Below are 16651 nucleotides of genomic sequence, written 5' to 3'. Positions count from 1 at the left end.
AACTTGGCTCCCCTCTCTGAGGAGAGCTTCATCGAGATTTAGTACACAGTGAAGCCATGATCTTTGAATTGCTTGGCCACACGTTCGCGAGTAGCGGCGTTGGGCCCCTTCTGGTTCTCCAACGGATATGGGATGCGCAGCTCATGCCACTTCGGGCGACCGAGCTGATGGAAGCCCAACACGTCGATATGTTCGACGGAATCACCGAAGGTCTCGCAGATCTTGGCTACGTTCTCCACGTTTTCCTCGGAGTCGGTCAGTCCCGGCACCAGCACGAATCGCACCCAAATCTTCTTGCCGGCCTTGGCGAGCCTCTGGCCGAAATCGATGGTGGGCTGCAACGTGCCGCCGGTCACCTTGTGATAAGTCTCCTCGTCGCCGGACTTGACATCGAGTAGACACAGGTCGATGTCCTCGAGCATCTCGTCAGTGTAGTTGGTGTTGAGGAAGCCGGATGTATCGAGGCAGGTATGTACGCCCATCTCCTTGGCCGCGTGGAACACACGCGAGACGAAGGCGGGCTGCATCATGGATTCGCCGCCGGAGAATGTGATGCCGCCATGCGTGGCCTTGAACAGGTCCTTGTAGCGGTCGACCTTCTTGATCATGGCATCGAGATAGACGGGCTTGCCGTCACGCATCTTCCAGGTGTCAGGGTTCTGGCAGTACTGGCAGCGCAGCGGGCAGCCAGACATGAACACGGTCATGCGGGTGCCCGGACCGTCCACGGAAGTGTTGATATCCCAGGAGTGCACGAAGCCGATATCGCCGGATTTGAGGGCGGAGAGGCGGTCACGTCGGTCGAGTCCGATTGGGGATTCAAAGCCGGAAAGGCCGCCCATCAAAGTCTGTGAGGCATAGGTCTTCGATTCCTTGAGCATATGCCTGGTAGTGGTGCGGAACGTGGGTGTTGCGGGCATCGTCGTCCTCCTGTCCCAAATGATGTGAAAGTCTATGTGGGGAAATAACGAAGGGGTGGAGCTGAGCCCCACCCCTTCGATTAGTCATTGCCGCGTATCGCGGGGTTGGTCATCAGTCGACGACGGCGCCCTGGTGGAAGGTACGGGAGATGACGTCGAGCTGCTGCTCCTTGGTGAGCTTGACGAAGTTCACCGCGTAGCCGGAGACGCGCACGGTCAGGTGCGGGTACTTTTCGGGGTGCTCGACGGCGTCCTCCATGGTCTCCTTGCGCAGAACGTTGATGTTCGCGTGGTAGAGGCCGTGGCCGTTGCCGGCATCCAGGATGCCGACCAGGTTGCCGATACGCTCGTCCTCATCGCGGCCCAGGCCATCAGGGGTGATGGTGTTGGTCAGCGAGATGCCGTCAAGAGCGTCGTTGTAGTCGATCTTGCCGACGGAGAACATGGACGGCAGCATGCCGTGGGAGTCCATGCCGTTCTCCGGGTTGGCGCCCGGAGCGTACGGAGTGCCCTTCTTGTGGCGGGACGGGAAGGAACCGGTGTTCTTGCCGTACTCCACGTTGGAGGTGATGGTCAGGATGGACTGGGTCGGGACGGCGCCACGGTAGACGGGCAGGCGCTTGACCTGGCCCATCACAGTGGAGACAACCCACTTGGCGATGTCATCGGCGCGATCGTCATCGTTGCCGTAGACCGGGAAGTCGCCCTCAGTGCGGTAGCCGACGACCAAATCGTCGTCAGCGCCCTCGACGTACTCGTACTCGTGGCCTTCGAGGTTCTTGGCATCCTTGTTGTAGATCGGGTAGACCTTGGCATACTTGATGGCAGCCAGGGAGTCGGCGGCGATGGACAGACCGGACATACCGCAACCAAGGGTACGGTATACTTCCTTGTCGTGCAGGGCCATCTCGATGGACTCGTAGGCGTACTTATCGTGCATGTAGTGGATGATGTTCAGAGCCTCGACGTAAGTCTCGGACAGCCACTCGAGAGCCTTCTCATAGTTGTCCTTGACCTTCGCGTAGTCCAGAGTGCCATCGGCTTCCGGGGTGATCGGGTCGATGATGCCCTTGTCGATGACCTGCATGCCGGTCATCTCATCGCGGCCGCCGTTGATGGCGTACAGCAGAGCCTTGGCGGAGTTCACACGAGCAGCGAAGAACTGCATCTGCTTGCCCACGCGCATCGGGGAGACGCAGCAGGCGATGGCGGCGTCGTCGCCCCAGTGGGAGCGGATTTCCTTGTCGGACTCGTACTGAATAGCCGAGGTGTCGATGGAGATCTTGGCGCAGAAGCGCTTGTAGCCTTCCGGCAGCTTCGGATCCCAGAAGATGGTGATGTTCGGCTCAGGGCCGGGTCCGAGGTGCTCAAGGGTCAGGGTGTTGAGCAGACGGAAAGAGGTCTTGGTGACCATCGGACGGCCGTCGTCGCCGAAGCCGGCGTCGGACCAGGTCGCCCAGTACGGGTCACCAGAGAAGATGTTGTCGTAATCCTTGGTGCGCAGGAAGCGGACGATGCGCAGCTTCATGACGATGTTGTCGATGAGCTCCTGAGCATCGGTCTCGGTGATCTTGCCGGCCTTGAGGTCGCGCTCGATGAAGACATCGAGGAACGCGGAGTTACGGCCGAAGGACATTGCGGCGCCGTCCTGGGACTTGATGGAGGCCAGGTAGCCCATGTAGGTCCACTGCACGGCTTCCTGGGCGGTCTGAGCCGGGCGGGTCAGATCCAGGCCATACTCGTTGCCGAGGTTGATCAGCTGCTTGAGGGCCTTGATCTGCTCGTCGTGCTCTTCACGGAAGCGGATCCAGTGCTCGATCTCCGGCTCGGTGAAGTCGTTGCGGTACGGGATGGAGTCCTTGTCGCGCTTCTTGAAGGCGATCAGCTTGTTGACACCGTACAGAGCCACACGACGGTAGTCGCCGATGATGCGGCCACGGCCGTAAGCATCCGGCAGACCGGTCAGAATCTTGTTGTGGCGGGCGATCTTGATGTTCTTGGTGTACACACCGAACACGCCGTCATTGTGGGTCTTGCGGTACTTGGTGAAGATCTTCTTGACCTCAGGATCCGGCTCCTTGCCGGCTTCCTTGATGGCCTGCTCGACCATACGCCAGCCGCCGTTCGGCATCATAGCGCGCTTGCAGGGCACGTCGGTCTGCAGACCAACGATCACATTGTCGACTTCCGGGGAGTCGATGTAGCCAGCCGGGAAGGCGTCGATGCCAGCCGGGGTGTGGGTGTCCACGTCGTAGACGCGCTGCTTGCGCTCCACGGCCAGGTAGTTGTCGTCGAGGTACTTCCACAGGTGCTTCGTCTTCTCAGTGGCAGGAGCCAGGAAGCTCTCATCACCCTCGTACGGGGTGTAGTTCTTCTGGATGAAGTCGCGGACGTCGATATCCTTCTGCCAGTTGCCCTCGGTGAAGCCGGCCCACGCCTTGGCGTCGAGCTCCTCTTGGGAGACAGCTGCATTTTCTACTGCGGTCATGTCACTCCTTAATGGGGTTGTAGGTTTCGCATCTTCACGGAACCCTTGCTTCACTAGTGTAGTTTGCGCAGTCTTGAGAAAAGCTGAAATTGGGAGTGAGCTATCTCACATTCTTCTGTGAGCGCTACCAATCCAGCGGCTTCCAGGCATCCGCCGTCCGATTGTCACGGCCGATATTAGACAAAACCGCTCAACTCTCGATGTGAAGTTGAGCGGTGTAGCTATCTGTCATCCGTCATCGGCATGTTCGCCGATCGCGGTGAAAACACATATGGTCAGTCGGTATCCGACGATTTGCCGGCGGACGGTTTGACGCCGTAGTTATCCCAGCGGCGGTTTTCCTCATCCCATTTGGCGTTACGGTCCACCACGATATCCCACGCATGTTCGGCGTCTTCTTTGGTCTTGTACGGCCCCATACGCTGTTCTATCGGCGAGATCTTGCCATATTCAGCCCGCTGCTTGACGGTGTTGTAATACCACTGATTCTTTTCATCATCTGCCATTGGTACCTTCTTTTTGTAACTATTCACGGAATGCGTTGGTGATGGGCAGACGACGATCGCGCCCGAAGGCAAGAGCTGTGACCTTGGGACCCAGCGGGTATTGTCGGCGTTTCCACTCTGCGCGATCGACCAAACGCATCACGGTGTCCACCGTGGCCTCATCGAATCCGTCGGCCAACAGGTCTACACGGCCGTGGGCATGTTCGATATAGGCGGCCAACACCTTGTCAAGCAATGCATATTCAGGCAACGAATCGGAATCCTTCTGGCCTGGGCGCAATTCGGCCGAGGGTGCCTTTTCGATGGACGAGACCGGAATCATCACGCCATTCTTCAAAGGAATGCCCGCATTGCCTTCCTCATTGCCTACAATCTTGAGCCCGCCGATGCCAACGCCCGCAGCTGCGGCCTTGTTGCGCCAACGGCTGATCTCCCAGACACGGGTCTTCAGCAAATCCTTTATTGGCGCATAGCCACCGACCGCATCGCCATAGATGGTCGAATAGCCGCACGCCAGTTCGGATTTGTTGCCGGTGGCCACGGCAAGCAGACCACGTGAATTGGAGCTTGCCATCACGATGACGCCGCGAATGCGAGCCTGCAGGTTTTCTGCGGCCACGCCATCGAGATCAAGCTGCTGCTGGTATGCGACGAACAGCGGCTCAATGGGCTGAACCTCATAGTGCGCACCGATGTTGGCGGCCAGATCTGCAGCATCGTCTTTGGAGCCATCAGAGGAGTACATGGACGGCATGGAGATGCCCCAGACGTTCTCGCCGCCACAGGCATCGGCGGCCATAGCGGCCACCAACGCGGAATCGATGCCGCCGGAAAGTCCCAGCGTCACACCGTTGAAATGGTTCTTGGCCATGTAATCCTTGAGGCCAAGCACGCAAGCGGTGTACACCTCTTCGTCCGGGTCAAGTTCGGCCACGATGGTGGATTTGGTCTGATGGTCGGCAGCGGCGTCGAAATCCCAGAACGTGAGGTCTTCCATAAACATCGGGCTGCGCTCGAGCAACGTACCGTCCGCATCTACCACGAAGCTACCGCCGTCGAACACCAAATCATCCTGACCGCCCACCTGATTCAGATAAATAAGCGGAGCGTTGACCTCGGCAGCACGGCGTTGCGCCAGTTCAAAACGAGTGTTGGTCTTGCCTTCCTCATACGGAGAGCCATTAATAGTCAACAGCAAGTCGATGTTTTTGGTGGCGAGTTCAGCCACCGGGCCGCCGTCCTGCCAGATATCCTCGCAAATGGCCACGCCGATAGTGGTGCCATTCACCTCGAGGGTCACGGAACGGTTTCCTGCGGAGAAGATGCGGAACTCATCGAATACGCCGTAGTTGGGCAGGAAGTGCTTGTCATAGCCGGTCCAGACCACGCCCTCATGCAGCACCACCAGACGGTTACGCGGCTTGCTGGTCTCCCGATCGGTACCCACAGTGCCGACCACCACGAACAAATGGCCAAGACCTTCGTCCTGAAGCTGACCGGCCAGTTCATTGGCCTTGTCCCACGCGGCCTGGCGGAAGGTGCGGCGCAAAGCCAAATCCTCAATGGGATATCCGGTGAGCGTCATTTCCGGGAATACCGCTACTTGAGCGTCCCCAGCAGCGGCCTTGCGGGAATAGTCGAGCACTTTGGCGGCGTTGGCGTCGAGTGCACCGACGCAAGTGTCAATCTGGGCGAGTGCGAAGCGAAGCTGTGTCATAGCTTCTTAGTGTACTCACCGTTGACCTCCACCTGGCTCCCCTCAGTCGCCTGCGGCGACAGCTCCCCTCAGAGAGGGGAGCCAGAGAAGAATTTACCTCAATTCGTTGAGTACGCGCAGGGCGGCGTTGACATAGAAGTTGACGAACGTGGGGATGGATTCATCCAGACCCGCGAAGTGCGGGCTGTGCCAGTCGGCGCAACCCTCTTGGCCGTTTGAGCCCACGAACGCAAACACCGGCAACGTGACTTTTGCAAACTCGCAGAAGTCCTCCCCCGCCATTGACGGACGAATCGGCTCGAGCTGCGCATAATCGTTGACGTCGGCGGCCACGGCCTTGGCGAGGGACGGATCGGAGACCAACGGATCCTGAAAATCGTTCCAGTCCACATCGGCCGTAATACCATACGCCTCAGCCGTATGTTCAACGATCTCCTTGAATCGACGACCCACCAGATTGCCATCTTCCTTATGGAAGTAACGCACCGTGCCTTGGAAACCGGCTTCGGCGGGCACCACGTTCCACACGTCGCCGCCATGCACTTCCGTGACGGACAGCACCAGCGGATGGAAGGGCGTCACATTACGGCTCACGATGGTCTGTAGGCTCAAAATCATGCTGGCAAGCGCCTCAAGCGGGCCGGTGCCTTTGTACGGGTAGGCGGCATGCGTCCCCTGAGCGTGGAGCGTCACATGGAATTTCACACAGCCAGCCATCATCGGTTCAGCACCGATGGCAAGCTGACCAGGGGCATAGTTCGGGTTGTTGTGGGTACCGATGATGGCATCGACGTCATCCACCAAGCCGGCGTCAATCATCGCACGGGCACCCTGCCCCGTCTCCTCACTGGGCTGGAACAGGATCTTGATGGAGCCGGCGAATTTGTCGCGGTGATTGGCAAGCCAGAAGGCGGCTCCGAGCAGACCGGTCATGTGCAGGTCATGGCCGCAGCCGTGCATCACGCCTTTGTTGACGGAGCTGAATTCCAACCCGGAATCCTCCACAATGGGCAAGCCGTCGATGTCCGCGCGCAATCCGATGCGTGGCCCGGGCCCGGCTTCCCCTTGGATAAGACCCACCACACCAGTTTCCATGGAGTTGGGCAGGATTTCGATGCCGTGCGCCTTGAGCTGGTCGGTCAGGTAGATACTGGTGTCGAATTCCTGAAAACTGCGCTCGGGGTGGGCGTGCAGATAGTGACGGATGGTAATGAGTTCGTGGTCGATATCGATATGTTCACTCATGGTTCTCGATTGTAGTAGGACGGGCAATATGACGAAGCCCCCGCTTCATATTGGCGAGGGCTCGGCAGACATCATTGATCATTGCTGCCGCTTGAGCAGACGCTTGGCAATGGCGTTGGCGATGCCCTGCACCACCTGCACCAGCACGATCATGATGATCACTGCCGTCCATGTGACGGTCTGGTCGAACTTCTGATAACCGTAAGCGATGGCGAAGTTACCGAGTCCGCCGCCACCGATGTATCCGGCCATGGCAGACATGTCGAGCACGCCGATGAACAGGAACGCATAGGCCAGAATCAACGGGGCCAAGGCCTCGGGAATCAGCACGGTACGGATGATGGTGAATTTGCTGGCGCCCATCGAACGCGCCGCCTCAATGACGCCGGGATCGACCGGAACAAGATTCTGCTCAACCAGACGAGATGTGGCAAAAGTGCACATCACCACCATCGGGAAGATGGCGGCCACGGTACCGATGGAGGTGCCGACCACCACAATGGTCAACGGCTGCATGGCGGCCAGGAAGATGATGAACGGGATCGGACGGACGATATTGACGATCACGTCGAGAATCCGGTAGACGATGGCGTTCTCAAACAAATTGCCTGGACGCGTGCCATAGAGCACCACACCAAGAATCAATCCAAGAAGTCCTCCTACGACAAGAGTGATAAGCACCATCGTCAGCGTCTGACCGATAGATTCAAACAGGAGCGGGCGCAGCACAGTCCAATCGCTACGGGGGTTGGCAAGGGTAATCATGCGTTGGCTCCTTCATGGCTGGCGGAGATTTCCGCCGACTCATCCTGGCTCATGGATTGCTGGTTGGCTATGGCCGCTTCGGCACCGGCAATATGATTGGCGACCGCATCAGCGTATGCCACTGGTTTCTCGGCGGTGCCGAAATCAATGACATCGCTGTGTTGCGCGAGTTCATGCAAAAACTCGTCCACATGCCATCCAGGGCCGTTGAATTCATAGGTGATTGCGCCGATAGCCGATCCCTTGACCGTATCGATGCCGCCATACAGCAGACTGGATTCCACACCATATTTGGCGATCAGCTCTGAAATGTTCTGCCCTGAGGCATGCAATGTGCGCCCATGGTCATCAGAGACATCCTTTTGCCGGATGAGTACGGTGACAATGCGTCCCGACCACTCGCCATGCAGACGTTCGACACGGCTTTCCTCAGGAAGCCCCGACAAAGCGGTGGCAATGAACCGTTTGGTGACTGGCTGGCGAGGCGCGGCGAATACGTCGTACACGTCACCGGATTCGATCACGCGTCCGGAACTCATAACCGCCACACGGTTGGCAATCTGCTGGACCACGTTCATCTGGTGAGTGATCAGCACGATGGTGATGCCGAATTCCTCATTCACTCGCTTGAGCAACGCCAGTACCTCGGTGGTGGTTTCAGGGTCGAGCGCGCTGGTAGCCTCATCCGCGAGCAGGATTTCCGGATTGGTGGCTAGCGCGCGAGCAATGCCGACACGTTGTTTCTGACCACCGGACAGCTGTGAGGGGTACTTATCCGCATGCTCGGCCAATCCCACGAATTCCAGGAGCTCTTTGACACGCCGATCCTGATAGTCCTTGCGCCAATGATCAAGCTGAAGCGGATAAGCGATGTTTTGCGACACCGTTTTGGTGGAGAACAGGTTGAACTGCTGGAAAATCATGCCGATTTTCTGCCTGATAGGGCGCAACTTGCTCTCGTTCAGTGCCGTGATGTCGGTACCGAGCACGGTCACCGTGCCGGAAGTGGGCCGCTCCAGTGCGTTGATCAGCCTCACCAGAGTGGATTTGCCGGCACCGGAATAGCCGATGATGCCGAAAATGTCGCCACGGTCAATGCTCAGGCTGACATCATTCACGGCTCGCGCGGTCTCGGCCTTTCGTCCTCGTATCTTGAACTCTTTGACCACGTGATCAAAAGTGATGATGGGATCGCTCACTGTTGCTCCAATGTTGTACGGGCTGGAATACCGGCGATTGCGTCCGGTCTAGTTATGCCGTAACGGAGCGGGCCTTATGCAGGCGGCTCGCTCCGTTACGGTTCAGCAGGCTATGCGCATCGAATACTCGCTACTACAGCTCGGTGCGGAAACCAGCCGATGGTTCTCTTACTCCTGGGCCTTGGCGTCCTTCTCGATGTCGGACAGGAAGCCCTGCAGCTGCTTGGCGCTGAACTTGTCGGCAAACACCGCGGTGCCGCCGGAGTTCTCCTGGAGGGCGTCGAGCACGTCCTTCTGCTGGAAGATGGAGACGAGCTTCTTGTAGGTCTCGTTTTTCACGTCCGTCTTGCGGGCCACCCACACGTTGATGTATGGACGGGCTTCCTCGGATTCGGCGTCATCCTGATAGATGGCGTCTTTCGGGTTGAGGCCCGCGTCGGCCACGTAATCGTTGTTGATCACACCGGCGGCGATGGTCGGATCCTTGAGGGTGGTGGCCACCTGTTCGGCCTTCAGCGGGGTGACCTTGACCTTGCTCTTGGCTTCATCGATGTCGGCCGGGGTGGAGAAGGCGGTCCAGTCGCCCTTGAGCGTGACGAGACCCGCTGCCTTGAGCACGCCGATGGCGCGGGCCTGGTTGGTCTCATCGTTCGGAATGGTGACGGTGTCGCCCTGCTTGATGTCCTTGATGTCCTTGACCTTGGTGGAGTACACGCCGAGCGGGTAGATGGCGGTGCCGCCGATGGGCTGCAGATCCTTGTTGTTGCTCACGTTGTAGTTGGCGAGGTAGAGCAGGTGCTGGAACTCGTTGAGGTCCAGCTCGCCGGAATCAAGGGCTGGATTCTCGGAAGTGTAGTCCTGGAAGTCCACGATATCGACATAGATGCCGGCCTTTTCGGCATTCTGCTTGAACTTGACCCATTCCGGGTTGGTGGCACCGACCACACCGATCTTGACCGGGTTGTCTTTGCTGCCCTTGGCGCTGGATTCGTTAGCGTCGGCCACCGCGCGGTAGCCGAAGAACGCGGCCACGGCGATGATCGCCACGACCACGATGGTAATGATGATGTTACGGGCGGTGTGGTTCACGCGCACCGGTTCGTTGCTGTTGGGAGCGGCCGGAGTTGCCGGCTGGGTTGCTGCTGTCATGATGAATGATTCCTCTCTCTCATGGAAATTGCTGTTGCATCTTCTTACGGTGATTCGCTTCCCCAAGCGAACCCATCACGTTGATGACAGGTTTCACCGTAGCACTCAAAATCCCAGAAATGGTCAAAAATGACGGATTGCCGTATAGGTGTCTTTTATGGCGCGCATGCAATACATTGCGTTGCCTGATGTCGATAGCACGCTATAAGCATGTCTGGCGCGTCGAGAGGAGCCTCGAAAATAGAAGCATGACTACCACCGACATTAAAGCTGTGTTTTTCGACATCGACGGCACGCTCACGAGTTTCGTCACGCACAAGGTTCCCGATTCCACCGTTGAGGCTATTCAGCGGCTTCAATCAGCAGGCATCAAGGTGCTTATCTGCACCGGCCGCGCTCCTTCTCAGATGAAGGTGGTGCTGGACACCATGCCGATCTCATTCGACGGCATTGTGGCGTTCAATGGTCAATATTGTTTTGACGAACAGGGATATCTTGAATCACAGGCCTTGGATCAGTCTGATATCCGCGTGATTTTGGATTGGCTCGACCAGCATCCCGATGTGGTGTGTGATTTTGGTGAAAAGGATTACGTCTACTTCAACCATACCAACGAGGCATTGCAGCAGACCTGGAGCGGTCTTGGCAAAACCGCCCCCGTCCAATATTTCGAGAATCCTCGTTTGCGGGCGTTGACGCACGAGACCTTCCAGATCAGCCCGTTCATCGACCCCGAACTGGAAGACGAACTGGTGGGACTGTGCAGCAACATACGCGGCGTGCGCTGGCACCCGGACTTCACCGATCTGATTCCCGCCGATGGTGGCAAACCACGGGGCATTCAGCGTTTTATGAAGCATTACGGCATCACCCGCGAACAGACCATGGCCTTTGGCGACGGCGGCAACGACACGGACATGCTGGCCTATGCCGGAATCGGGGTCGCTATGGGCAACGCCACGGACGAGCCCAAGGCCGCTGCCGACTATGTCACGGATGATGTGGATCATGACGGCGTATTACACGCCTTGCTGCACTTCGGAGTGCTGCACGACTAAGGTGCACGCCAAATACAGAAGGCCGGTGCATATTGCACCGGCCTTGTTTGTGGAGCTAGGGGGATTCGAACCCCCGACCCTCTCCATGCCATGGAGATGCGCTACCAGCTGCGCTATAGCCCCGAATGAAGCTATCCGATTCATGGGAGTTGTTCGACCCGCCATGAACCAGCGGAGAAACCACCAGATGCATGCCGATGGCTTCGTCGTGGAGCTAGGGGGATTCGAACCCCCGACCCTCTCCATGCCATGGAGATGCGCTACCAGCTGCGCTATAGCCCCGTTTTCAATTGTCAGTCCGTTTTCGAACCTTGTCTACATTACGACGGGTTCCTGCATCCCGCAAATCGGCGTGTCGCCAAATGACATTGGCGTGATTTGGCGACACCACAATCACCGGCTGTTCAGATCAACGTTCCCGTTCCCACTCGTCGGTATCGGCGACGGCTGGACCGTGGTTATAGTCCATGAGCCGCCAACGAATCGTGTCATCAGGCTCATCCATGGGAGCCAAACGCACCCAGTGTGCATTGCGCATGGATATCACCGTCGAAAAAGTGGGATCGACTGCGGTGATGCCCAGCAGCGTCTGAAGCGTCTGTGCAATCCACGCACCATGGGAGAACACAAAGAGATCGGTGTCCGTGCCGGCACGCGTGGACCAGTCACGCAGGGCTTCGACGCCACGCTCCCCCACATGTTCTTTGGCCTCGGCGCCATACTTCATCTCGCCGCCGCGATGCTCCATCCAGGAACGGAAGTCCTCAGGATATCGCTCAGCCAGTTCGGATACGGCGTGACCGTCCCAATCGCCAAAACTGCGTTCGCGTACGCGAGGATCATCGTGCACTTCGGCGCCATCCAGTACATCTGCAAAAGCCTGTGCGGTGGCATGCGCACGGCTCAGATCGGAACACACGATGATGCGTTCGTCGGTTTCCGGCCTGCGATCGACGTATAGGTCCTTCAGCGCTGCAGCAGTCTGACGCACCTGCCATTGGCCTACGGCATCCAGCGGAATGTCGACCTGCCCTTGCAACTTATGGGCCGCGTTATACGACGTACGTCCGTGCCGAACCAAGAATATGGAACGAACATGCTGAGCCGTCATGCCGCCACGCTTTCAGGATGTTCGAGCTGAAGATCGATGCTCTCGCAATCCTTCCACAAACGCTCAAGACCGTAGAATTCACGGGCTTCATCATGCATGACGTGAATCACGAAGTCGCCATAGTCCAGCAATACCCACTGCCCCTCGGTCAGACCTTCGCGCGAACGCGGCTGACGGCCATCGCACTTGAGGAAGAGATCCTTCTCGATTTCCTCGGCCACGGCCAGCACCTGACGCTCGTTCGAGGCACCGGCAATCATCATGATGTCGGTGATGCCAAGCAGGTCGGCAACGTCGAAAGCCACGATATCAGTGGCTTTGATACGGTCTGCCGCCTCGGCGGCCACGCGGATGGCGTTGATGGAATCCTGTACTGCGGGCATGATTCAGCGCTCCCAAGCGGGCTTCCAGCCCTCGACGTTATGCTGCGTGTTTTCGGAGTAGACCATCGTATCGTCGGGAACAGCGTGACGGATCACGGAACCGGCGCCGGAGGTCACATTATTGCCGACTTCGACCGGGGCCACCAGCAGGTTGCCTGCACCGATGTGGCAATCGGAGCCGATCTTGGTACGGTTCTTGTGCACGCCGTCATAGTTGGCGGTGATGGTGCCGCCGCCGACGTTCGTGTGGTCGCCAAGCTGGGCGTCTCCCACATAGCTCAGGTGCGGCACCTTGGTGCCGTTACCGATGTGAGCCTTCTTCATCTCGACGAATGCACCGGCCTTGGCGTCCTCGCCGAATTCGTTGCCCGGACGCAGGTAGGTCCACGGTCCGATGTTCGTGCGCGCGCCGATGTGGGATTCCTGCACGCGGGAACGCTCGACCACGGCACCGTCATCGACCGTCGCATCGATCAATGTGGTGTACGGGCCGACTGTAGCTTCCTGTCCGATGACCGTGTGGCCCTGCAGGAAGGAGCCGGGGAGGATGGTGGCGTCACGGCCGATTTCCACGTCGTCTTCAATCCACGTGGTCTCCGGGTCGAGAATGGTCACGCCATCGCGCATCCAGCGTTCGCAGATGCGGCGGTTATAGGCTTTGGACAGCGCGGCAAGCTGCACGCGATCGTTCACACCTTCCACGGTGAGCGGATCTGGCGCGGCGAATGCGCCGACCTTGCCTGCGGACTTGGCGGTCTCCAACGCGTCGGTCAGATAGAACTCGCCTTGGGCGTTATTGGATTTGAGGCCGGCGATGGCCTCGACCAGCACGGAGGCCTCGAACACATAGACGGAGGTGTTCACTTCCTGCACGGCCAGTTCGCTGCGGTTGGCGTCTTTCTGCTCGACGATGCGCAGCACGTTGCCCTCACGGTCACGGATGATGCGGCCGTAGCCGGTCGGATCATCAAGTATGGTGGTGAGCACGGTGGCGCCGTTTCCGGATACGGTGTGGAATTCGACCAGTTTGCGCAGCGTCTCACTATCCAGCAGCGGCATGTCCGAGGCGGCGATTAGCACCGGGCCGTCAAGTTCGGACTGGGCGGCGAGCTGGGCCATCGCGCACTGCACGGCACGGCCGGTTCCGGGGATATCGTCCTGGTTCACGATGGTGACGTGCTCGTCGTAGGATCGGGCTGCTTCGCTGACACGCTCGGCTTGGAAGTGCACCACTACTGCAAGAGTGCCGGGGTTCAGCGCGGAAACCGAATTCATGACCCTGTTGAGGAAGGTCTTGCCCGCAAAAGTGTGCAGAACCTTGGGCTTGTTGGAACGCATACGGGTGCCTTCACCGGCAGCGAGAACGATGGCTGCGGATAATGCCATAACTGACGTATTCCCTTCGCTTGGAATGTCTTGAAGTAATCTTCAGTGTTCAGAACACTTCAACACAATAGACGGTTGCCCGGATGTCGGGTGGGAAGCCCCGGTAATCGGGGAAACGAAAAGGGCCCGGGACGAATCCCGAGCCCTTCGTGTTAGCGAACTAACAACACCGAAGTGGTGTCATCACTCGTTGTCGCCAGCGGTGGCGGCAGTGGCGGTGACGGCGCCCTTCTTGTCGGTGTTCACGCCGGAGTACACCCAGTCGGTGTAGTCCGGGTGGTCGTAGCCCTTGTCGACGGCGAACTGGAAGGCCTCGTCACGGAACTTCTCGAGCTCGTCGATCTTGTCGGCGTACTTGTCGGCGTCGATCATGCGCAGAGCCTCGGCGGTCAGCTCGTAGCGGTCGATGCGGTTGACGCGAACCATGTCGTACGGGGTGGTGGTGGAGCCCTCCTCCTCGTAGCCGTGGACGTTGAAGTTGTCGTGGTTCGGGCGATCGTAGATCAGACCGCGCACGTCGTGAGCGTAGGAGTGGTATGCGAACAGCACCGGCTTGTCGGCGGTGAAGATGTCAGCGAACTCCTCGTCGCTCAGAGCCTCGTCGTTCTCCTTGGCGGACTGCAGGGAGAGCAGGTCGGCAACGTTCACAACCTTGAACTTGACGCCCAGTTCCTTCAGCTTGTCAGAAGCAGCCATGATCTCCTGGGTCGGGACGTCGCCAGCGGCGGCGAGCACGACCTCGGCCTCATCGTTGTTCTTGGCGGTGGAAGCCCAATCCCAAGCGGCGGCACCCTTGGCGAGCTCGGCACGAGCCTCGTCCAGGGTCAGCCAGGTGGCAGCGGGCTGCTTGCCGGCGATGATGGCGTTGATCTTGTTGGTGGACTTGTAGCACTTCTCGGCGATGGCCAGCAGCATGTTCGCATCGGTGGCGAAGTAGATGCCGATGACGTGGTCGTTGTGGAAGCACTTGTTCAGCAGGACGGAGGTGACACCCGGGTCCTGGTGGGAGAAGCCGTTGTGGTCCTGACGCCAAACGTGGGAGGAGACCAGCAGGTTCATGGAGGCGATCGGCTTGCGCCACGGAATCTCGCGGACGGTAGCCTCAAGCCACTTGGCGTGCTGGTTGAGCATGGAGTCGATCACGTGGACGAAGGACTCGTAGGAGCTCCAGATACCGTGACGACCGGTCAGCAGGTAGGCCTCGAGGAAGCCTTCCATCTGGTGCTCGGACAGCTGCTCGACGACCTGGCCGGAGACGTGCATGTGCTCGTCGACCTCATCGGAGATGTAGCCGGCATCCCACTGCTTGTTGGTGACCTCGTAGGAAGCCTGCAGACGGTTGGAAGCGGTCTCATCCGGTCCGAAGATACGGAAGTCGCGCGGGTTGTTCTTGATGATGTCGCGAGTGTAGACACCCAGACGACGGGTGGCCTCGAGCTGGCCCCAGCCGTGGCCGTACTCAGCCACTTCCTTGACCTCGTAGTCCTCGAGGTTCGGCAGCTTCAGGTCGTCGCGGATCACACCACCGTTGGCGTTCGGGTTGGCACCGATACGCAGCTCACCCTTCGGCATGAAGGCAAGGACGTCGTCCTTGACAGCGCCGTTGGCGTCGAACAGCTCTTCCGGCTTGTAGGACTCGAGCCAGTTCTTGAGGACCTCGAAGTGGGCCTCGGTGTCGCGAGCGGAAGCCAGCGGCACCTGGTGAGCGCGCCAGGAGCCCTCGGTCTTCTTGCCGTCGATGTACTTCGGGCAGGTCCAACCCTTCGGGGTGCGGAAGATCAGCATCGGGTAGAACGGACGATGCACGTTGTCGGTCTGAGCGGCGGCCTTGATGTCGCAGATCTCGTCCCAGATGGTCTCCCACAGCTCGGCGAAGCGGCGGTGGATGGACATGTGATCTTCATCGTCGAAGCCAGCGACGAACTCGTAGGGCTCGTAACCCATGCCGTGGAAGAACTCGTGGAGCTCTTCGTCGGAGATGCGGGACAGGATGGTCGGGTTGGCGATCTTGTAGCCGTTGAGGTGCAGGATCGGCAGCACGATACCGTCGGTGCGCGGGTTCACGAGCTTGTTGGACTGCCAGCCGGTAGCCAGCGGGCCGGTCTCAGCTTCGCCGTCGCCGACGATGGCCGGGACGAACAGGCTCGGGTTGTCCATGATGGCGCCGTAAGCGTGAGACAGAGCGTAGCCCAGCTCACCACCCTCGTGGATGGAGCCCGGGGTCTCCGGAGCGAAGTGGGACGGGATACCGCCCGGGTAGGAGAACTGACGGAAGAACTTCTGCAGACCAGCCTCATCCTTGGTGATCTTCGGGAAGGTCTCGGTATAGGTGCCGTCCAGGTAGGACTGGGAGGTACCAGCCGGGCCACCGTGGCCCGGGCCCATGATGATCACGGTGTTCTGGCCGTGGTCAGCGATGAAGCGGTTGATGTGGCCGATGAGGAAGTTCAGGCCAGGGGTAGTGCCCCAGTGGCCGACCAGACGGTGCTTCACATCTTCGCGGGTGAAGGGAGCCTTCATCAGCGGGTTGGAACGCAGATAAATCTGGCCGATGGAAAGGTAGTTGGCAACGCGCCAGTACTTGTCAACGCCTTCGAGGGACTCCTCGGAAACCGGAGCGTTGAGCTTCTTCCAAGGGGTGCCAATAACAGGACTCGTCATGTGTACTCCTGTACTCCTGCACGTGATCGTGCGATTGATTATTTCCGTTAGGTCGCGGGCCTT

The 16651-nt window shown here is 58.9% G+C and carries 13 protein-coding genes and 2 tRNA genes; 1 reads left to right on the top strand and 14 read right to left on the bottom strand.

All coding sequences use genetic code 11. The annotated features are described in order from the left end of the window. Positions 1 to 38: 38 nt before the first annotated feature. From pflA to NBH12_RS08300, 8 genes are all read right to left on the bottom strand, one after another. Entirely contained in the window at positions 39 to 920 is an 882-nt protein-coding gene (gene pflA, locus NBH12_RS08335) for a pyruvate formate-lyase-activating protein (RefSeq protein WP_003833429.1), read from the bottom strand. Between the two features lie 112 nt (positions 921 to 1032). After that, positions 1033 to 3408: a formate C-acetyltransferase gene (pflB, locus tag NBH12_RS08330; protein WP_025262911.1), complete on the bottom strand. Its 2376-nt coding sequence runs from the start codon at positions 3406 to 3408 to the stop codon at positions 1033 to 1035. A gap of 275 nt (positions 3409 to 3683) precedes the next feature. Next, positions 3684 to 3914, bottom strand: coding sequence for a hypothetical protein (locus tag NBH12_RS08325; protein ID WP_003829017.1), 231 nt, complete (start codon positions 3912 to 3914; stop codon positions 3684 to 3686). Between the two features lie 19 nt (positions 3915 to 3933). Further along, positions 3934 to 5631 carry an NAD+ synthase gene (locus tag NBH12_RS08320; RefSeq protein ID WP_003833432.1) on the bottom strand — a complete coding sequence of 566 codons (1698 nt, stop codon included), beginning with the start codon at positions 5629 to 5631 and terminating at the stop codon, positions 3934 to 3936. 93 nt (positions 5632 to 5724) lie between these two features. Continuing rightward, positions 5725 to 6876 carry a M20 metallopeptidase family protein gene (locus NBH12_RS08315; RefSeq protein WP_250819359.1) on the bottom strand — a complete coding sequence of 384 codons (1152 nt, stop codon included), beginning with the start codon at positions 6874 to 6876 and terminating at the stop codon, positions 5725 to 5727. A 78-nt stretch (positions 6877 to 6954) separates the two neighbouring features. After that, a complete protein-coding gene (locus NBH12_RS08310; protein WP_014483869.1) occupies positions 6955 to 7641 on the bottom strand; it encodes a methionine ABC transporter permease in 687 nt (228 codons plus the stop codon). Further along, positions 7638 to 8840: a methionine ABC transporter ATP-binding protein gene (locus NBH12_RS08305; RefSeq protein WP_250819358.1), complete on the bottom strand. Its 1203-nt coding sequence runs from the start codon at positions 8838 to 8840 to the stop codon at positions 7638 to 7640. The genes NBH12_RS08310 and NBH12_RS08305 overlap by 4 nt, the downstream gene beginning before the upstream one ends. 168 nt (positions 8841 to 9008) lie before the next feature. Beyond that, the gene (locus NBH12_RS08300) at positions 9009 to 9989 is read right to left on the bottom strand and encodes a MetQ/NlpA family ABC transporter substrate-binding protein (protein ID WP_250819357.1); all 981 of its coding nucleotides are present in this window, start codon (positions 9987 to 9989) and stop codon (positions 9009 to 9011) included. A 248-nt stretch (positions 9990 to 10237) separates the two neighbouring features. Between NBH12_RS08300 and NBH12_RS08295 the strand changes: the two genes are divergently transcribed. Further along, positions 10238 to 11047 carry a Cof-type HAD-IIB family hydrolase gene (locus NBH12_RS08295; RefSeq protein ID WP_015438681.1) on the top strand — a complete coding sequence of 270 codons (810 nt, stop codon included), beginning with the start codon at positions 10238 to 10240 and terminating at the stop codon, positions 11045 to 11047. A gap of 50 nt (positions 11048 to 11097) precedes the next feature. Here NBH12_RS08295 and NBH12_RS08290 read toward each other — a convergent pair. The 6 genes from NBH12_RS08290 to NBH12_RS08265 all read right to left on the bottom strand — a co-directional run bounded on the left by NBH12_RS08290 (position 11098) and on the right by NBH12_RS08265 (position 16588). Further along, a tRNA-Ala gene (locus NBH12_RS08290) sits at positions 11098 to 11170 on the bottom strand. Between the two features lie 86 nt (positions 11171 to 11256). Beyond that, positions 11257 to 11329 (bottom strand) — tRNA-Ala (locus NBH12_RS08285). Between the two features lie 127 nt (positions 11330 to 11456). Further along, positions 11457 to 12158 (bottom strand): histidine phosphatase family protein, encoded by a 702-nt coding sequence (locus tag NBH12_RS08280; RefSeq protein ID WP_250819356.1) that lies wholly within the window; start codon positions 12156 to 12158, stop codon positions 11457 to 11459. After that, on the bottom strand, positions 12155 to 12541 hold the full coding sequence (gene rsfS, locus NBH12_RS08275) for a ribosome silencing factor (protein WP_003833436.1): 387 nt from the start codon (positions 12539 to 12541) through the stop codon (positions 12155 to 12157). Before rsfS ends, NBH12_RS08280 begins: the two co-directional genes overlap by 4 nt. A 3-nt stretch (positions 12542 to 12544) precedes the next feature. Continuing rightward, entirely contained in the window at positions 12545 to 13927 is a 1383-nt protein-coding gene (gene glmU, locus NBH12_RS08270) for a bifunctional UDP-N-acetylglucosamine diphosphorylase/glucosamine-1-phosphate N-acetyltransferase GlmU (protein ID WP_025221459.1), read from the bottom strand. 183 nt (positions 13928 to 14110) lie between these two features. Further along, a complete protein-coding gene (locus NBH12_RS08265) occupies positions 14111 to 16588 on the bottom strand; it encodes a phosphoketolase (RefSeq protein ID WP_025221458.1) in 2478 nt (825 codons plus the stop codon). Positions 16589 to 16651: the final 63 nt, after the last annotated feature.

Source organism: Bifidobacterium sp. M3-N-101 (genome assembly GCF_023656805.1).
Classification (GTDB): domain Bacteria; phylum Actinomycetota; class Actinomycetes; order Actinomycetales; family Bifidobacteriaceae; genus Bifidobacterium; species Bifidobacterium breve.
Note: the sequence above shows the minus strand (reverse complement) of the source record. Positions and strands in the feature narration are given on the sequence as shown.